The sequence below is a fragment of the Salinispora sp. H7-4 genome (genome assembly GCF_013416675.1).
GTDB lineage: Bacteria > Actinomycetota > Actinomycetes > Mycobacteriales > Micromonosporaceae > Micromonospora > Micromonospora vitiensis.
The window spans coordinates 228,829-246,520 of the sequence record NZ_JABZED010000003.1; the positions used below are offsets into that span (position 1 = coordinate 228,829).

Here is a 17,692-nt window from a genome sequence, read left to right on the forward strand (position 1 = left end):
TCAGCTTCCAGCCGGACGGTCGGTCGGCTCGTCCTGGAACCGGGTAACCGTCTCCCGGTCCTCCGTACCAGCCAGCGGCTCGGCGGCCGGCTCGTTGATCCGCCGCTCGTCCTCCTTGCCCAGGAAGAGCTTCTTGAAGTCGGTGATCGCCGCGTCCAGGGAGGCAATGACGTCGTCGCCCCAGGTGCCGCCCGCGATCTGCGCGAGGATCCCCTCGTGCTTGTGCCGCAGGTACTGCAGGAACTCCGACTCGAAGCGACGGATCTCGCCGACCGGGATGTCATCCAGCTTGCCCTCGACACCGGCCCAGACCGAGACGACCTGATCCTGCACCGGGAAGGGCGAGTAGTTCGACTGCTTGAGCAGCTCGACCAGGCGGGCACCCCGCTCCAGCTGGGCGCGGGAGGCCTTGTCCAGGTCCGAGGCGAAGGCGGCGAACGCCTCCAGCTCACGGTACTGGGCCAGGTTCAGCCGCAGCGAGCCGGCGACCTTCTTCATCGGCTTCACCTGCGCGGCGCCGCCGACCCGGGAGACCGAGGTGCCGACGTTGATCGCCGGCCGGACGCCCTGGTTGAACAGGTCGGTCTCCAGGAAGATCTGGCCGTCGGTGATGGAGATGACGTTGGTCGGGATGAACGCCGAGATGTCGTTCGCCTTGGTCTCGATGATCGGCAGACCGGTCATCGAGCCGCCGCCCATCTCGTCGGAGAGCTTCGCGCAGCGCTCCAGCAGCCGGGAGTGCAGGTAGAAGACGTCACCCGGGTACGCCTCGCGGCCCGGCGGGCGACGCAGCAGCAGCGACACGGCCCGGTACGCCTCGGCCTGCTTGCTCAGGTCGTCGAAGACGATGAGGACGTGCTTGCCGCCGTACATCCAGTGCTGCCCGATCGACGAGCCGGTGTACGGGGCGAGGTACTTGAAGCCGGCCGGGTCGGACGCCGGGGAGGCCACGATGGTGGTGTACTCCATCGCGCCCGCCTCCTCCAGCACGCCCTTGATCGAGGCGATCGTGGAGGCCTTCTGGCCGACGGCGACGTAGATGCAGCGGACCTGCTTCTTCGGGTCGCCGGAGCGCCAGTTGTCCCGCTGGTTCAGGATGGTGTCCAGGGCGACGGTGGTCTTGCCGGTCTTCCGGTCACCGATGATCAGCTGGCGCTGGCCCCGGCCGATCGGCGTCATCGCGTCGATGGCCTTGATGCCGGTCTGCAGCGGCTCGTCGACCGACTTCCGGGCCATCACGTTCGGGGCCTGGAGCTCCAGCTCCCGGTAGCCCTCGTTCGGGATGTCGCCGAGGCCGTCGATCGGCTCACCGAGCGCGTTGACCACGCGGCCGAGGAAGGCGTCGCCGACCGGGGCCGAGAGCACCCGGCCGGTGCGCTTGACGCGCTGCCCCTCCTCGATGCCGGCGAAGTCGCCGAGGACGACGACACCGATCTCCCGGACGTCGAGGTTCAGCGCCACACCGATCGTGCCGTCCTCGAACTCGAGCAGCTCGTTGGTCATGGTCGAGGGCAGGCCCTCGACGTGGGCGATGCCGTCGCCGGCGTCAGCGACGGTGCCGACCTCCTCGCGGGACACGTCGGCGCGGTAGGAGGAGACGTAGCGCTCCAGCGCGCCGCGGATCTCCTCCGTCGAGATGGTCAGCTCGGCCATCCTCTGCTTCCTTAAGTATCAGGGGCCCGGGATACCTAGTACCGACCGGTCCGAATGACGTCTGGTCAGGGCGCTGGCGCGGCAGTTTCCGGCTCAGCGCTTAGCGAGCGCGTTACGGGATTCGTTGAGGCGACGCAGGACGGTGCCGTCGTACAGGTCGGAGCCGACCTGGACGCTGACCCCACCGAGGACCTCGGGGTTGACCGACTGCTTGACGGTCACCTCGCGACCGTAGATGGCAGAGAGGCGGGCGACCAGGCGCTGCTCCTCCTCCGCACCCAACGGGGCCGCGACGGTCACGTACGCCACCTGCCGGTCCCGCTGCTCGGCGGCGAGCTCGACCAGCCGGGTGAGCGCCCCGACGAAGGAGCGCCCGCCGAACCCGCCGAGCGCCACCTCGACCAGCCGGACGGTGACCGGGCGGGCCTTGCCGGCGAGCAGCTCACCGGCGAGGGTGGCCCGCTGCGCGGCCGGGGCCGCCGGGTCCGACAGCACGTTGGAGAGCGCCGACTGGCCGGCCACGACCTGACCGAAACGGAACAGCTCGTCCTCGACCTCACCGAGGTCGCCCGCCTTGTCGGCGGCGGCCAGCAGCGCTGCCACCCCGAGCCGCTCGGCACCGTCGAGCAGTTCCGACGAGGCTGACCAGCGGTGGGAGACCAGCGTGGTCAGTAGGTCGAGCGCGTCCCCGCCGACCTTCCCGCGGAGAATTCCGGCGAGCAGGTCGGCCCGGTCCGCACCGGAGCGGGCCGGGTCAACGAGAGCCCGGCGCAGCCGTGGCTCGCGCCGGAGCAGGTCGGCGACGGAGAGAAGGTCCTCGGCGGTGGCGGCCACCGCCGAAGACTCCGCGCCCCGGACGTACGCGTCGAGGCGGTCGGCCGCGATCTTGTACGACTCCCGACTGGTGGCGGCCTGCATCAGCGGGCCCCCGCGCTCTCGAGACCGTCCAGGAACCGGTCGACCGTGCCGGCGCGGCGCGCCTCGTCGGCGAGCGACTCACCAACGATCTTGCTGGCCAGGTCCACCGCGAGCGTGCCGACCTCGGTGCGCAGCTCGCGCACGATGGTGGTCCGCTCGGCGACGAGCTGCTCCTTGCCCGCGGCGATGATCCGGTCGGACTCCTCCCGTGCCTTGGCGAGGATGTCCTGCCGGATGCCCTCCGCGTCGGCCCGGGCGTCGTCCCGGATCCGGGCCGCCTCGGTGCGGACCTCGGCCAGCTGGGCCCGGTACTGCTCGAGCAGCTGGTTGGCCTCGGCCTGGGCAGCCTCGGCGCGCTTGAGGCCACCCTCGATCGCGTCCACCCGCGCCTGGTACATCGCCTCCATGCGCGGCATGACGAACTTCAGCAGCACGAAGACGAGTAGGGCGAAGGCGATGGTCCCGACGACGAGCTCTTGCCAGATCGGCAGGATCGGATTGTGCCCACCTTCGGCGGCGAGATACATGTCAGACCTCCGGGTCGGGGAAGGGTACTCGTCAGCTCAAGGCGAAGGCGAGCACCAGGCCGAAGAGGGCGAGCGCCTCGACCAGGGCGAAGCCCAGGACCAGCCAGGTGCGGTTGAAGCCGGCGGACTCCGGCTGACGGGCGCTGGCCTGGATGTACGCCGCGAAGACCAGCGCGACACCGATACCGGGGCCGATGGCGGCGAGGCCGTAGCCGACGGTGTTGAGGTTGCCTTCCAGGGCGGCGAGAACGTCCATTGCGGGTATTCCTCCTAGCTCACACGTGCGGTTTCACGCGTTCGGGGTTTGTACCAGAAAGCTTGGTCGGGCCGGGCAGCCCGCCGAGCGGGATCTCAGTGCTCCTCGGCCAGCGAGGTGCCGACGTAGTTGGCGGTCAGCGTGACGAAGACGTACGCCTGCAGCACGGCCACCAGCGCCTCGAAGAAGGCCATCACGATCGCCATCGCGAAGGAGAAGACCGAGGTCACCTGAACGAAGAGGTTGTCCGCGGACAGCATCACGAAGCCACCGACGGTGAAGACCAGCAGGAGCAGGTGACCGGCGAACATGTTGGCGAAGAGCCGGAGGGCCAGGGTAACCGGCCGGTTGATGAAGTTCTGCAGGAACTCGATCGGGACCAGCAGGAAGTGCATCGGCCACGGCACGCCCGGCATGATCAGGGTCATCTTGAGGTACTTGACGAGACCGTGCTTGCGGATCCCGACAGCGAGGTAGAGCACGTAGGAGATCGCGGCGAGCACGATCGGGAAGGCGATGTGCGAGTTCGGCGAGATCTGCAGCCCGGGAACGATGCTGAAGATATTGGTAACCAGAATGAAGCTGAACAGCACCGTGAAGTAGGGGGCGAACCGGATGCCGGCATTACCCATCTGTTCCCGGGTGATGTTGTCCCGCACCAGCCCGTAGACCGACTCGGCCAGCCACTGCCCCTTGCTGGGGACCAGCTTCGGGTTCCGGTAGGCGGCCATGTAGAAGATGATCACCAGCCCGACGGCCAGCCAGACCATGAGGGTGAACTTCGTGACCCACGGTCCAGCCACCGCTGGCGGGTAGAAGTCATTGACGCTGGGGGGCCAGGGAAGGTCCTGGGCGACGACCAGCTGTCCGCTCACCGTGTCATCCTCCACACTCGACAGACCGGTGCGTGCCGACGCTCAGGCACCGAGCCTCTTCATGATCAGGTAGATCGCTGCGGCTGCGCCGAGCATCATGCCGACGGCGATCCCCACGCCGGCCGGCACACCGAGGAAGCCCTCCGCCAACCAGCCGAGAAACCCCCAGACCAGGATGCCGGCGAGAAGGTAGCCAAGCACGGCACCCGCCACACCCTCCGACGAGTTGGCGTCGGACGGTTCGCGGTCTGGGTTGTCGGCCATTACGACGCGTACATTAGCAGCCGTAACACGCAGGAGTGTGCGGCACCCCCCACACTGCAGGACGGCGTGCGGGCGGCGGCTGGCGCATCAATCCGGGCCAGCCTACTCCTGTCCGACACGCCGCACAGGACATCAAAACGTCGGGTAGCAGCCAGTCGTCCGCCTGGGGCCCGCCAACCGCTGCTCAGCGCCGCGACGAGTCGACTGTGGGTAGCGGAGCGCGGAGCGCCCAGGTCAGGTGGGCGGCCGTCCACACCACCACGGCGACGATGATGGCCACCCCCAGGTCCGGCAGCCCGGCCCAACCAGTCGCGGCGACCGCCGCCATCACCACCCCAAGCACCACAATCTTCGTGACGTAGGTGACCAGCCCAACCGACATGATCAGCTGCGGGCTGATCGCGTCCGCCCAGGCCACCGAGAGACCGGAGACCAGATAGCTCACGACAACGAGCGCGATCCCCGCCGCCACCGCGACCGCGGAGGTCGCACCCCGGACGGCCGCCGCGGCCGGTACCGCGACGACCGCGAGGAGGGCACACGCGGCCAGGGGCAGCCGCAGGTACGGCAGCCGCGCGCGGATCGCGCCCGGCTCGCCCGCGGCCGGATCGGTCCGCCGCGGCTGGTCGTCGTCCCGCCCCTGGGCGGTCGGCGTCGTCTCGGTGCTCACAGCACCACAGTCTATTGCTCCCCGCGCCGGCGGCCGCGCGACGCCAGGTGCGGCGGTGCTACGGGGCACACCGGCGGGCGGCTCCCGCCCCGCGGGCGAGACCGCGCCGCACCGGGCAGGAACGTCCACCCCGGGCGGGGCTCCTACTCCCTGCTCCGGGCCGGGGTCACGTCGAAGGCGGTTACCTGGCTCGGCGGGACGAAGTCCCGAACCGGCTGCCCCCGCAGCGCGACGGACATCAGCTCCGCCACCCCGTCGGCCATCCGCGCCTGGACCGCGTGCCCCACCGCATCGCGTGGCTCATCCGGGTTGGTGGCGATCGCCGCCACCGCGAGCTGCGGCGTGAACGCGACGAAGGACTCCGTGCCGTACCCCTCCGAACTGCCGGTCTTACCGGCAACCGGACGTCCCAGCTGGGAGCGGAACTCCTCCGCGGTCCCCCCCTCACAGCCCCGGTACATCGACTGGTCCCCGACCGGGCAGCGGGCGGCATCCACCGCCGCCCGGGCCACGTCCCGGTCCACGACCTGCCGGCAGTCCGGCGACCCCGCCGCAACCGGCCGCCCGGCCGCATCGGTGATCCGCACCACCGGTAGCGGCGCGCACCACCGGCCCTCGGCCGCGATGGTGGCGTACGCGTTCGCCAGATCCAACGGGGTCGTGGCCGAGACCCCCAACGTGAACGGGCCCCATGCCCGAGCACCGTGCCGGGCCAGCTGCTCGTCGCTGGGCGCCCGGAACTCGATGCCCAGCCGCTCGGCCATCTCCACCACCCGATCCGCGCCGGCCTGCTCGGTCAACCAGGCGAAGTACGTGTTGACCGACTTGCCGAACGCGCTCCACATGGTGTGCTCACCCTTGACCAGTGGGCTGGCGTTGCGGGGGCACCACCTCCCGTCGCAGCTCACCGGACCGCTGACCGGGAAGCCGGTGACGATCCGGTCGGGCGCGTCAAACACGGTGTTCAGCGGCAACCCCGCCTCCACCGCGGCCAGCACGGTGAACAGCTTGAATGTGCTTCCGCCCTGGTAGCCCTGGATCGCGCCGCCACCTGCGACCAGCTGGTTGACCGTGTTCGGGCGGTTCTTCCACCCAGCCGGGTTCGGCGCCACGCCGTAGGTACGGTTGACCGCCATCGCGAGCACCCGCCCGGTGCCGGGCTGCACCACCGCGGTCGGCAGCGCGTGCGGGTGCTCCGCCGAGTAGATCCGCCGCACCTGCTCGATCGCGGCCTGCTGCACCGCCGGGTCCAGGGACGCCACAATCTGGTAGCCGCCCCGACGCAGGGCGAGCTGCCGCTCGTCAACCGTCGAGCCGAACGCCTCCTGCGAATTCCACCAGCGGGTGAACCAGTCGCAGAAGAAGCCCCAGTCGTTCTGCTCCGCCGGCACCGCCGCGCAGTCGTTCGGCGTCTCGGTGGGGCGCAGCCGCAGTGGTTCGGCCGCCACCCGGGCCGCCTCCTCCGCCGCGAGCTGACCGGCCTCGACCATCTGCTCCAGCACGTACGCCCGCCGTTCCAACGCGGCATCGGCATCCCCGTTGAGCGGGTCGTCGGTGTGCGGGGACTGGACCAGTCCGGCGAGCAGCGCCGCCTCGGCCAGGTTCAGGTCCGCCGGGGACTTGGTGAAGTAGCGCTTACTCGCTGCCGCCACCCCGTACGCGCCGGCGCCGAAGTACGCGATGTTGAGGTACCGGGCGAGGATCTCGTCCTTGCCCAGCTCCCGCTCCAGCGCCAGCGCGTACCGCACCTCCTGCACCTTGCGCGCGGGGGTGACCTCGGTGGCGGCCCGGCGCTGTTTCTCGGTGAGACGGGGGTCGCTGGACAGCACGTTGCGGACGTACTGCATGGTCAGGGTGGACGCCCCCTGCTGGACCACCCCGCCGCGCTGGTTGGCGGTGAACGCCCGGACCACGCCCCGCAGGTCCACCCCCCGGTGCTGGTAGAAGCGGGCATCCTCGGCGGCGAGGATCGCCTGACGCATCACCGGGGCCACCTCGTGCAGCGGCACGTCCACCCGGTCCTCCTGGTAGAAGGACGTGATCAACGTACTGCCGTCGTTGGCGTACAGGTTGGACCGTTGGGGGGTGGGTGGTGTCCGGAGGGTGTTCGGCAGCTCGGTGTAGGGCGCGGCCAGCGCCGAGAGGCCGACCCCGTACACCAGGGCGGCGGGCAGGGCCGCCACCGCGAGCCCGAGACCGGCCAGCAGGCCGGCGAGCAGGACGGTCATCAGTTTGTTCAGGTGTGCCCGGGTCATCAGCTCTCCCCGCAGGAGCCGGCAAGACCCGTCAAGAATGACCCGAATGCGCCTCTTGTCCGTCTCGTTCGTCGGCGGGTAACCCGGGTGGGTTACGGCAACAACGCCGCCGTCAACGGACGCACCGTCGCCTCCACCTCGTTCGCGACCCGGCCGAAACACTGGTCGCCCCGACCCCACGGATCGTCCAGGTCATCCGTGGGTAGCGGCTCAGCCCCAGCCCGAACGGCGTCGATCGCCTCGACCAGCGCCACGCCCCGCGCGTAGACGGCAGCCGGGGTCGCTCCGGCCGCCGGCAGACCCGCCAGGTCCACCGCGGGCAGCAGACGGCCGAACTCACCCAGCACGAAGGTGCGGGAAACCGCGTCCGGCCGCAACACCGACACGAACTCCTGCTGGTCGGCGGTCGCGGTGAGCACCAGGTCAGCGCCGTCGATGTGCTCCGAACGCAGCTTGCGGGCCGCGAAACCGTCGGTGCCACCGCCCCGCCCGGTCACCTGTCGGGCCGCCGGCGGGTTCATCTCCTCACCGGCGTGCCAGCCGCCGGTGCCGGCGCTGTGACTGTGCAGAAGCTCGTCAGCGAGCCCCGGTACGGCATCGCCGCGCCGGGCCAACTGCTCCTGGACAGCCAGGACCAGCAGCCGCTCCGCCATCGGCGAGCGACAGATATTGCCCATACAGACGTGGAGAACGGTAAACGGCGGCACTCAGGCCACCCGGCTCGAGTCGATTTCCGGCACCACATCCCGCAGCCGGTCCAGCTCGATCGCACCGGCCCGGAGCAGCTGGGGCACCGGCCCGGTCAGGTCCACGATCGTGCTCGGCACCGGATCAACCGCCGGACCCGCCTCCAGATACGTGCGCACCGAGTAGGCGAGCTGTCCACGGGCCGCCTCCGCGGTGGTCGCCGCGGGCAACCCAGCCGTATTCGCCGACGCCACCGCCATCGGGCCAGTCTCCCGGAGGACCTCCAGCGCGACCGGATGCAACGGCATCCGCACCGCCACCCGACCCGCGGTCTCCCCCAGATCCCAGCGCAGACTGGGCGAGTGCTCGACCACGATGGTCAGCGCACCCGGCCAGAAGGCCGCCACCAGGTCCCGGGCCGCGCTGGGCAACGAGAAGACCAGCCCGTCCAGGGTGTGCCGGGAACCGATCAGCACCGGTGGCGGCACCGGCTGACCGCCCTTGGCGTCGAGCAGGGCCTTGACCGCTTGCGGAGCGAACGCGTCCGCCCCGATCCCATAGACCGTGTCGGTCGGCAGAACGACCAACTCGCCGTCGCGGATCGCCTTGATGGCTGCCGCGATGCCGCGGTCCCGGTCAACGGGCGACCGGCAGTCGTAGAGCATCACGAGCAGCAGTCTGCCACGCCCGGGTCCGGGCGGTGTGCCGGCCATACCGGGGCGGCGGTAGACACGCGCTCCACCCCTACCCCGGAGGTGGGCGAGTTCACCGCCCTAGCCGCCAACGCCACCGGGCTCTCGCGGGTCCCCGGCCTCCCGGCGCCGGGTCGCGGTAGCGAATCGGGGACGGCCGGCGAGGTCGGCGTGCTCGGCGATCGAGTCGTACCGGCCATCCCCGGCCAGCAGCCCGGGCACCGCCGCGCCCTGCGTGTCGTCGTGTTCGATCCCGAGCCGGCCCCCGGCCCGCAGCAACAGCGCGGCCCGGGACACCACCGGCCGGATCACGGCCAACCCGTCCGCGCCAGCGAAGACCGCAGCCGCCGGGTCATGCCGGCCGACCTCTGGCGGCACCACCACGTCCGCCGGCACGTACGGCGGGTTGCACAGCAGCACGTCCACCCGGCCCAGGAGGTCGTCGAGCAGGTCCGGCGCCGTGACATCGGCGACCACCACCTCCACCGGCCGATCGCCGGCAGCGGCCCGGCTGGTCGCGTTGCGCCGCAGCCACGACAGCGCCGCCGGGGAACGCTCCACCGCGACCACCCGGGCCGCCGGTACCTCCTGCGCCACCGCCAGGGCGATCGCCCCGGAGCCGCTGCACAAGTCCACAACCAGCGGCGCCGCCTCCCGGCGTGCCTGCTCAACACCCCACCCGGCGAGCAGCTCCGTCTCCGGGCGAGGCACGAAGACACCCGGCCCAACCGCCAGGTCGAGATGTCGAAAAGGGGCGCTGCCGGTGAGATGCTGCAACGGTTCCCGGCCGGCCCGCCGGGCCACCAACGCGTCGAACCGGCGACGCTGGTCCAGGCTCAGCCCATCGGCCAACGCCAGCCGTCCCCGCGGCACTCCCAGCACGTACGCGGCCAGCACCTCCGCCTCCCCCCGGGGTCCCTCCACCCCGGCGTCGGCCAGCACCCGGGCTGCCCGGACGACCGCCCGGGTGGGTCGCTCCCGGTTCGTCCCTTCGGACGGCTGTTGCGCCAAAAAGCTCACGCCATAATCATGAAGCGTCACGCAACCAACCACGAGCCGGTGCGGTCAGACGCACACAGACAGGAGGTCGCGGGTGGGTTGGCTGGACCAAGTCGGCGACGAGGTTGACACCCTGACCCGGGCACGCAGGCTGCAGGAATCGAGCCGCTCCGCCGAGGCGTACCGCATCCTCTCGGAGGTGCTCGCCACCACCAACGACCGCTACGCCCGGGCCGACGCCCTGGTGCAACGCCTTTCCGCGGTGGTCAACCTGGGCCGGACCGCGGAGTACACCCGGGCCATCGAGGAGGCCACCACCGCCGTCCGGGACCTCGCCGAGCCGTACCCGCACGGACACCTCCACGCGCTCGCCGCGCTCGCCGCCCACCACCAGGGCGCGCTGGACCGGTGTGTCATGCACCTGGTGCGGGCCGCTCGCGCGCTGGGCGCCGTCAGCGACCCCGACCGGGACACCGCCTGGGGCTGGCACGACCTCGCGATGGCCTACTCCTACCTCAGCTTCCACGGATACGCGCTGGGTGCGATCGAGCGGGCACGACAGCTCGGGCTCGCCGCCGGCATCCCGGCAGAGACCTTCGCCGCCCCCGGCATCCGCCTGCGCAACGCCGTCGCGCTGGACCACACCGGCGACAGCGACGGCTGCCTGCGGGTGCTCCGCGACATCGGCAGCGACCTGAGGCAGTTCCTGCAGGCCGGACAGGCCGGGCGGCTCCGCCCGAGCAGCCTCGCCGCGTACGGCTACGCCGCAGCGCGGCAGGCCGCCCTGGGTGACCGGTTGGAGGTGGGAACGGACGCCGCTCCGGCCCGACTGCTGGGCCACGGCGGCGACAGTGCCCGGGCGCGGGACATGCGCCAACTCGGCGGGGTCTGCCTGGCCATCGCGGCCGACCGCCCGATCGAGGCGGTCAGCCGACTGGACACCGTGCAGGTCTCCACCGAGACCCTGGGCGCGGCCGAGCCCGATCGGCTCCGCAGCATCGCGCTGGGCCGGGCCGGTGAACACGTCGCCGCGCATCGGGTCGACCGGCGGGCGTTCCGGCTCGCCGCGCAACGCAACGATCGACTTCGGGACGTCTACATCGACGGAATCGCCGCCCGCATCGATCACGAGGAGATGCGCCGCGAAGCCGCCCGCTTCGAGGGAGAGGCACTGACCGACCCGCTGACCGGGCTACCCAACCGACGCCGGCTGGAACGGTACATCGCCGCCGTGATGGCCCAGGGGAAACGGGTGGTGATCGGCGTCTGCGACCTGGACGGGTTCAAGGCGGTAAACACCTACCACGGACACCACTCCGGCGACCTGGTCCTGCAGCGTGTCGCCGGAGTGGTCAACCGGGTGATGCGGCGGGACGACTTCGTTGCCCGCTACGGCGGCGACGAGTTCGTCGTGGTGCTACCCGGCACGGACATGGCCGAGGCCCAGGAGGTGGCACGCCGGATCAAGTCCGCCGTGCGGACCGAGGACTGGGAATCGCTCGTGCCCGGCACCCCGGTCGGGGTCAGCATCGGCTTCGCCGAGGTGGCCGCCACCGGCCCCGACGTACCGGACGCGCTGAGCGTCGCCTTCGAGACCGCCGACCGGGAGATGCTGCGCGCCAAGACCCGCCCCCGCGCCTCCTGACAGCCACCGAGCGGGGCCCGCGTACCGTCCGCGGGGACGCTGCCCGGGGCGGGCGGGGCGCTTGCCCGGGGCGGGCGGTCAGCGGCGCCCCAGCTCCACGTTGCCGGCCAGCCGGGCCGCCCGGTCGGCCTCGGCGAGCGCCGCCAGCACGCCGTCCAACTCTCCGGCGAGGGCCAGGTCCAGGTTGTACGCGGTGTAGCCGATCCGGTGGTCGGTGATCCGGTTCTGCGGGAAGTTGTAGGTGCGGATCCGCTCCGAGCGGTCCACCGTCCGGACCTGTGCCTTACGCGCGTCGGAGGCGGCGGCGTCGGCCTGCTCCTGCGCCACCGCCAGGAGTCGGGCCCGCAGGATCCGCATCGCCTGCTCGCGATTCTGCAACTGGGACTTCTCGTTCTGGCAGGAGACGACGATGCCGGTCGGCAGGTGGGTGATCCGGACCGCGGAGTCGGTGGTGTTCACCGACTGACCACCGGGACCAGAGGAGCGAAAAACGTCGATCCGAAGCTCATTCGGGTCGATCGTCACGTCGATCTCCTCGGCCTCCGGCAGCACCAGTACGCCGGCGGCGCTGGTGTGGATGCGTCCCTGCGACTCGGTGACCGGTACCCGCTGCACCCGGTGCACCCCGCCCTCCCACTTGAGCCGGGACCACACCCCGTTGCCGCCCTCCGGCACTCCCTTGCACTTGATGGCGAGCGAGACATCCTTCACCCCGCCCAGGTCGGAGTCCTGCGCGTCGATCACCTCGACCAGCCAGCCGCAGCGCTCGGCGTACCGGGTGTACATCCGCAGCAGGTCGCCGGCGAAGAGCGCCGACTCCTCGCCCCCCTCCCCCGCCTTGATCTCGACGATGACGTCCTTGGCGTCGTGCGGGTCCCGCGGGATCAACAGCTCGGCGAGGCACTCCTCCAGCGCCGGCAGGGTCGCCGCGATCGCCTCGGCCTCGGCGGCGAAGGCCGGCTCCTCGGCCGCCAGTTCCTTCGCCGCCGTCAGGTCGGCTCGGGCCTGCGCCAGCTCGGTGGCGGCCTTGTGCAGCGGCACCAGCTCCGCGTACCGGCGGCCCACTCGGCGAGCCGCGTTCTGGTCGGCGTGAATCGCCGGGTCGGCCAGCCGCCTTTCCAGCTCCGCGTACTCGTCGAGGAGGGTGGCCAGACGCTCGCTACTCATGGACAGCTACTCCTTCGACAACGGCGCTGGACGGCGGCGCCCCGGGCCGCCGGGGCAGAATACGGACGACGCCCGCGCCCGGCAAGAAACCGGACACGGGCGCCGACCGGGGCGTTACTTGGCCTTCTTGGCCTGAACCTTGGCGTACTTCTGCTGGAACTTGGCCACCCGGCCGGCGGTGTCCAGAACGCGCTGCTTACCGGTGTAGAACGGGTGGCAGGCGCTGCACGTCTCCACGTGGATGGAACCGCCCTTGGCGGTGCTGCGGGTGGTGAAGGTGTTACCGCAGGAGCAGGCGACCTCCGTGGTCGCGTACTCCGGGTGGATGTTGGGCTTCATGTCGCCTCGGTCCTCTCGTTGGTGGTCGCCGGGTCGCCCGGCCGCAGGTGTACGACGGATGGGCGTGAACCGGAACCGGTGGCCGACGAACCAGTCTGCCACGGGGTCACGTCGGCTCGGCAGGCGGGCCGCGCCACGGCACTGGCAGCGTAAACGTCGGCCCGTACCACCGCATTCCCCAATCGGCCGCCGAGCATTCGCCCGGGCGGTTCCGCTCCGGGCGTACGGACGATCCGCCGCGGTGTCGCCGCTGCCACCGGCGCCGGGGCACGACCCACGTGGCCGTGCCCCGGGCCGACCGGGGGCTCACTCCCCGGGCGTCGACTTCGCGATCTGCATCAGGAACTCGATGTTGGTCCGGGACTGCTTGAGCCGGTCCAGCAACAGATCCAGCGCGGCCTGTGAGTCCAGCGCGTGCAGCACCTTGCGGAGCTTGTGGACGATGGCCAGCTCCTCCGGCGCGAGCAGGATCTCCTCCTTACGCGTGCCGGACGGGTGGATGTCGATGGCCGGGAAGGTCCGCTTGTCGGCGATCTTCCGGTCCAACTTCAACTCCGCGTTGCCGGTGCCCTTGAACTCCTCGAAGATGACCGTGTCCGCCGTCGAACCGGTCTCCACCAGCGCGGTGGCGAGGATGGTCAACGAACCGCCGTTTTCGATATTGCGGGCCGCACCCAGGAACCGCTTGGGCGGATACAACGCAGTGGAGTCGATACCACCCGACATGATCCGGCCACTGGCCGGCGCCGCCAGGTTGTACGACCGGCCGAGCCGCGTCACCGAGTCCAACAGCACGACCACGTCGTGGCCCAACTCGACCAGCCGCTTCGCCCGCTCGATCGCCAGCTCGGCGACGGTGGTGTGGTCCTGCGGCGGACGGTCGAAGGTTGCCGCGACGACCTCGCCCTTCACCGACCGCTGCATGTCGGTGACCTCTTCCGGGCGCTCGTCCACCAACACCACCATCAGGTGGCACTCCGGGTTGTTGTGGGTGATCGCATTCGCGATCGCCTGCAACACCATCGTCTTACCGGCCTTGGGTGGCGAAACGATGAGTGCCCGCTGGCCCTTGCCAATCGGCATCACCAGGTCGATCACTCGCGTGGTGAGGATGTGCGGCTCGCTCTCCAACCGCAGCCGCTCCTGCGGGTAGAGCGGGGTGAGTCGGTAGAACTCCGGCCGGCGCTTCGCCTCCTCCGGCTCCATCCCGTTGATGGTGTCCAGCCGGACCAGCGGGTTGTACTTGTCCCGCCGCTGCTCGCCCTCCCGCGTCGCGCGGACGGCACCGGTAATCGCGTCGCCGCGCCGCAGCCCGTACCGCTTGATCTGGGACATGGAGACGTAAACATCGTTCGGCCCGGCCAGATAGCCGGTAGTCCGGACGAAAGCGTAGTTGTCGAGCACGTCGATGATGCCGGCCACCGGGACCAGGACGTCGTCCTCGCTAACCTGGGGCTCCCGGCCGCCATCGCCGTCCCGGTCGCCACGGCCGCGCCGACGGTCCCGGAAGCGGCTGCGCCGGCCACGCCGACCGCCGCCCTCGTTCTCCTCCTCGCCGTCGTTGTCACGCTGACCCCGGTCGTTCCGGTCGCCACGCTCAGCACGGTCGCCACGCTCAGCACGGTCCCGGCCGCCGCGGCCCTCACCGCGCTCCCGGCGTTCGCCGGCCTCGGTCCCCTCCGGTCGTGTCTCCGCGCGGGCCTCACCGGCCTCGCTGGCCGCCCGGCCACGTCGGCCACGGGCGCGGCCGGTGGTCGGCGTGGTTGTTGACGACTCGGCGGGACGCGACTCGGCCTCCGGCCGCTCGCCCGACTCCCGAACCTCCGCGTGGACCTCCTCCCGGGCGGGGGCCGCAGCAGCCGCAACCTCGGCCCGCGGTCGAGGGGTTCCGGTGGCCGCCCCGCCACTCTGGCGCTCGGTGATCGCGCTGATCAGCTCACCCTTGCGCATGCGGGCCGTGCCCGAGATGCCGAGCGACGCGGCCAGGCTCTGAAGCTCCGGCAGCAGCATCGCCGACAGACCTGTGCCGCTACGCCGACGACGGGTGGGAGCAGCGGTCGTGGCATCGCCAGCGACGTTGGAAACATCCGACGTCACGTCGGTGGTGTCGCTCAATGGAATCCTTCCCTCGATAGGCCGGGACTGCCCGGAATCGACATACAGGTGGCCGGGCGGCCTCGGTGCACCCGCCTCGCATGGAGCGTCGCGGGAGATGGTGGCACAGCAGCCGGCAGCCTTCCCGACTCACCGAGGTGATGAGGACGGGCTCGCCGTCTGCCGCGACCGGTGCGCACTGCGGTGCGGCGTATCTAGGCAGGGGTGACGGGCAGACCGCCGATAGCTTCGGGGGTGCGCCGACCCGCAGGAAGATCGCGTGCTTCGCGGCTGTGCTAAGTCTAGAGCGTAATCAACTCTTCCGACCTGCGGCAACAGGATCCCGCTCCGCGTGTCCCAGTCTACCCCGTCCAACCCGGGCGCCGTGCACCTCTACCGGTAACGACCAAACCTGCCAGTCTGGCCCCGTTACCAGGTCGGCGGGGGGATCATGCAGCGCCAGCACAGTCGGGCCGGCCCCGGAGATCACCGCTGGCACATCCGCCGCGCGGAGTTCGGCGACCAACGCGGCCGTCGCCGGCATGCTCTCGGCCCGATAGTCCTGGTGCAACCGGTCAACCGTGGCCGGCAGCAACAGCTCCGGTGCGACGCTGAGCGCATGGACCAGCAGGGCGGCCCGGCCCGCGTTGCGCGCCGCGTCCTGGTGCGGCACGGTGGCCGGCAGGGCGGCCCGTGCGGCGGCGGTGAGCCCCCGTTCCGCCGGCACGAACACCGTCGGCCGGACCCCGACGCCGACCGGAAGCGACACCGCCCGCGCGCCCTCCGGCTCGGTCCAGGCGACGGTAAACCCACCCAGCAGGCAGGGCGCCACATTGTCCGGATGGCCCTCGAGCCGGGCTGCGAGACGGAGCACGGCCGCGTCGTCCAGCCGCTGCTGCCCGTCGGGCACCAGGGCCCGGGCCAGCAGCACCCCGGCTACGATCGCCGCCGAGGACGAGCCGAGGCCACGCGCCTGGGGGATCCGGTTGACGCACTCCACCGCCAGCCCCGCCGGCTGGCCCCCACACTCGGCAAAGGTGGCCCGCATCGCGCCCACCACGAGGTGTCGCTCATCGCTGGGCAGTTCACCGGCGCCCTCGCCGAGCACCCGCACGGTTACACCGCCAGCGGTAACCTCGGCGCAGACATCGTCATAGAGTCCAAGGGCGAGCCCGACGGCGTCGAAACCCGGCCCCAGGTTGGCGCTGGTCGCAGCGACTCGCACCCGGACCGGGCCGGGCAGGAAATTGGTCGACACGCGCTCATGCTAGGACCGCGCACCGACGTTCCGAACCACCGCCCCCAGCCCGGCTGTCGGGGAGATGACGGGGCGGAGAACCGCGGCCGGTCAGCGCGGAGCCGACTCCGGCTCGGTGACCGGCTCGGTCAGCGAGAGGTGGCGGGTCGCCACCCGCCAGCCGATCGCATAGACCAGGGTGACCAGACCGCCACCGGCCAGCACCACCCGTTGGTCCACCACGTCAATCACCGACGCCACCACCAGTTGGCTCACCGAGATGGCGAGCGTCGCCAGCATCATGTCGGTGGCGAAAACCCGCCCGCGTAGCCGGTCCGGGACCTCACCCTGGAGGGCGTAGTTGGACATGACCCAGTTACTGCCCCCGGCGAAGTGCGCCACAAAGACCAACACGAGCACCAGCGGGAACCAGTTCACCGCCGAGGTGCCCAGGTAGGCCAGCCCGTACAGCGACATGGACAGCGCCAGGCCCGGCAGCAGCCAGGCCCGGTTACCCAGGACCCGTCGCATCAGGATCGGACCGACCAGCGCTCCCGCCCCACGGACCGCGAAGAGCAGACCGGTGCCGATCGGGCCGGCCCCATAGGTCGCTGCCAGCAAGGGAAAGACCGTCAACACACCGTTACCGAGACCGACTGCCGACTTCACCGTGACCAACGCCAGCACCCGGGGCCGGTGGCCGATGTAGCCAAGCGCCTCCCGGACAGCCGCCCAGGTCTGCTGTGCCGGCCGATCCTGCTCTCGGGGCGCCTGCAACGGCCGGCGGATCAGCGCGGCCAGGATCGCCGCCAGGACCAGACCGCCGGCAGCTACCCAGAAGGCGACGTACGGTCCGGTGGCGCTGCTCAGCACCCCGCCCAGCGATGCCCCGACAATCGTCATCGTGCCCCACGCCGAACCCGCGACCGCGTTACCCGCAGCCAACTCGTCCCGGTCCAGCACGTTCGGCAGGGCGGCCTGCGCGGCCGGCGAGTAGAACGCCTTGGCTACCGCCACCACCCCGATCCCCACCAACGCCAGCCAGGCGGTGTCGGCGTCGCGTACCCCGAGGAGCAGCAGGACGCCGACCAGCGCGGCGAGGTTGGCTCCGATCATGATCCGGCGGCGGTCGAACCGGTCCGCCACCGCACCGGTGTACGGCAGCAGCAGCGCCACGACGCCGGTGTCCATGGCCAGCAGCAGCGCACCCCACACGCCGCTGCCGGTCAACGCCGGCAGGAGCACCAGCAACGGAACGATGACGAACCAGTCCACGCCGAAGACCATCAGCTCGGCCAGGAGCAGTTTGCGGAAGCTCCGGTTACGACGCAGAACCGAGAGGACGGACGGCATCACCGAACCCTATCCACCGCGGTGCCGCGCTTTGGTCATCGTGCGGACAGCAGGGCCCGGA

The 17,692-nt window shown here is 71.0% G+C and carries 17 protein-coding genes; 1 reads left to right on the forward strand and 16 read right to left on the reverse strand.

Annotation, left to right across the window (positions count from 1 at the left end):
- The 11 genes from atpA to prmC all read right to left on the reverse strand — a co-directional run bounded on the left by atpA (position 1) and on the right by prmC (position 9,817).
- Positions 1-1,653: a F0F1 ATP synthase subunit alpha gene (atpA, locus tag H0524_RS02965; RefSeq protein WP_180197281.1), complete on the reverse strand. Its 1,653-nt coding sequence runs from the start codon at positions 1,651-1,653 to the stop codon at positions 1-3.
- Positions 1,654-1,746: 93 nt separating this feature from the next.
- Positions 1,747-2,571 (reverse strand): F0F1 ATP synthase subunit delta, encoded by an 825-nt coding sequence (locus tag H0524_RS02970; RefSeq protein WP_180197282.1) that lies wholly within the window; start codon positions 2,569-2,571, stop codon positions 1,747-1,749.
- Positions 2,571-3,098 (reverse strand): F0F1 ATP synthase subunit B, encoded by a 528-nt coding sequence (locus tag H0524_RS02975; RefSeq protein ID WP_018728380.1) that lies wholly within the window; start codon positions 3,096-3,098, stop codon positions 2,571-2,573. The genes H0524_RS02970 and H0524_RS02975 overlap by 1 nt, the downstream gene beginning before the upstream one ends.
- A 31-nt stretch (positions 3,099-3,129) precedes the next feature.
- Positions 3,130-3,354, reverse strand: a complete 225-nt coding sequence (gene atpE, locus H0524_RS02980; RefSeq protein WP_018216784.1) for an ATP synthase F0 subunit C — start codon at positions 3,352-3,354, stop codon at positions 3,130-3,132.
- A 95-nt stretch (positions 3,355-3,449) separates the two neighbouring features.
- Positions 3,450-4,229 (reverse strand): F0F1 ATP synthase subunit A, encoded by a 780-nt coding sequence (gene atpB / locus H0524_RS02985; protein ID WP_309224987.1) that lies wholly within the window; start codon positions 4,227-4,229, stop codon positions 3,450-3,452.
- Between the two features lie 42 nt (positions 4,230-4,271).
- A complete protein-coding gene (locus H0524_RS02990) occupies positions 4,272-4,493 on the reverse strand; it encodes a hypothetical protein (RefSeq protein ID WP_018817580.1) in 222 nt (73 codons plus the stop codon).
- 184 nt (positions 4,494-4,677) lie between these two features.
- Positions 4,678-5,163, reverse strand: coding sequence for a hypothetical protein (locus tag H0524_RS02995; protein ID WP_180197283.1), 486 nt, complete (start codon positions 5,161-5,163; stop codon positions 4,678-4,680).
- A 143-nt stretch (positions 5,164-5,306) separates the two neighbouring features.
- On the reverse strand, positions 5,307-7,418 hold the full coding sequence (locus H0524_RS03000) for a transglycosylase domain-containing protein (RefSeq protein WP_180197284.1): 2,112 nt from the start codon (positions 7,416-7,418) through the stop codon (positions 5,307-5,309).
- Positions 7,419-7,510: 92 nt separating this feature from the next.
- Positions 7,511-8,125: a phosphotyrosine protein phosphatase gene (locus tag H0524_RS03005; RefSeq protein WP_026323011.1), complete on the reverse strand. Its 615-nt coding sequence runs from the start codon at positions 8,123-8,125 to the stop codon at positions 7,511-7,513.
- Positions 8,126-8,770, reverse strand: coding sequence for an L-threonylcarbamoyladenylate synthase (locus H0524_RS03010; protein ID WP_180197597.1), 645 nt, complete (start codon positions 8,768-8,770; stop codon positions 8,126-8,128).
- Between the two features lie 108 nt (positions 8,771-8,878).
- The gene (prmC, locus tag H0524_RS03015) at positions 8,879-9,817 is read right to left on the reverse strand and encodes a peptide chain release factor N(5)-glutamine methyltransferase (RefSeq protein WP_180197285.1); all 939 of its coding nucleotides are present in this window, start codon (positions 9,815-9,817) and stop codon (positions 8,879-8,881) included.
- 73 nt (positions 9,818-9,890) lie between these two features.
- Between prmC and H0524_RS03020 the strand changes: the two genes are divergently transcribed.
- Positions 9,891-11,441, forward strand: coding sequence for a diguanylate cyclase (locus H0524_RS03020; RefSeq protein WP_180197286.1), 1,551 nt, complete (start codon positions 9,891-9,893; stop codon positions 11,439-11,441).
- A 78-nt stretch (positions 11,442-11,519) separates the two neighbouring features.
- Here H0524_RS03020 and prfA read toward each other — a convergent pair whose 3' ends face one another.
- The 5 genes from prfA to H0524_RS03045 all read right to left on the reverse strand — a co-directional run bounded on the left by prfA (position 11,520) and on the right by H0524_RS03045 (position 17,631).
- On the reverse strand, positions 11,520-12,608 hold the full coding sequence (prfA, locus tag H0524_RS03025; RefSeq protein ID WP_018216793.1) for a peptide chain release factor 1: 1,089 nt from the start codon (positions 12,606-12,608) through the stop codon (positions 11,520-11,522).
- A gap of 114 nt (positions 12,609-12,722) precedes the next feature.
- Complete coding sequence (gene rpmE, locus H0524_RS03030) at positions 12,723-12,947, reverse strand: 50S ribosomal protein L31 (RefSeq protein WP_180197287.1); 225 nt, start codon at positions 12,945-12,947, stop codon at positions 12,723-12,725.
- 306 nt (positions 12,948-13,253) lie between these two features.
- The gene (gene rho / locus H0524_RS03035) at positions 13,254-15,062 is read right to left on the reverse strand and encodes a transcription termination factor Rho (RefSeq protein WP_180197288.1); all 1,809 of its coding nucleotides are present in this window, start codon (positions 15,060-15,062) and stop codon (positions 13,254-13,256) included.
- Between the two features lie 292 nt (positions 15,063-15,354).
- Positions 15,355-16,299 carry a homoserine kinase gene (gene thrB, locus H0524_RS03040; protein ID WP_180197289.1) on the reverse strand — a complete coding sequence of 315 codons (945 nt, stop codon included), beginning with the start codon at positions 16,297-16,299 and terminating at the stop codon, positions 15,355-15,357.
- Between the two features lie 90 nt (positions 16,300-16,389).
- Positions 16,390-17,631, reverse strand: a complete 1,242-nt coding sequence (locus H0524_RS03045) for an MFS transporter (protein WP_180197290.1) — start codon at positions 17,629-17,631, stop codon at positions 16,390-16,392.
- Between the last annotated feature and the right edge of the window lie 61 nt (positions 17,632-17,692).

Bases quoted from the DNA above. Each gene is read 5' to 3' on its own strand.
- atpA (WP_180197281.1), bottom strand. From the start codon at position 1,653: ATGGCCGAGCTGACCATCTCGACGGAGGAGATCCGCGGCGCGCTGGAG.
- H0524_RS02970 (WP_180197282.1), bottom strand. From the start codon at position 2,571: ATGCAGGCCGCCACCAGTCGGGAGTCGTACAAGATCGCGGCCGACCGC.
- H0524_RS02975 (WP_018728380.1), bottom strand. From the start codon at position 3,098: ATGTATCTCGCCGCCGAAGGTGGGCACAATCCGATCCTGCCGATCTGG.
- atpE (WP_018216784.1), bottom strand. From the start codon at position 3,354: ATGGACGTTCTCGCCGCCCTGGAAGGCAACCTCAACACCGTCGGCTAC.
- H0524_RS02990 (WP_018817580.1), bottom strand. From the start codon at position 4,493: ATGGCCGACAACCCAGACCGCGAACCGTCCGACGCCAACTCGTCGGAG.
- H0524_RS03000 (WP_180197284.1), bottom strand. From the start codon at position 7,418: ATGACCCGGGCACACCTGAACAAACTGATGACCGTCCTGCTCGCCGGC.
- H0524_RS03010 (WP_180197597.1), bottom strand. From the start codon at position 8,770: ATGCTCTACGACTGCCGGTCGCCCGTTGACCGGGACCGCGGCATCGCG.
- prfA (WP_018216793.1), bottom strand. From the start codon at position 12,608: ATGAGTAGCGAGCGTCTGGCCACCCTCCTCGACGAGTACGCGGAGCTG.
- rpmE (WP_180197287.1), bottom strand. From the start codon at position 12,947: ATGAAGCCCAACATCCACCCGGAGTACGCGACCACGGAGGTCGCCTGC.
- H0524_RS03045 (WP_180197290.1), bottom strand. From the start codon at position 17,631: ATGCCGTCCGTCCTCTCGGTTCTGCGTCGTAACCGGAGCTTCCGCAAA.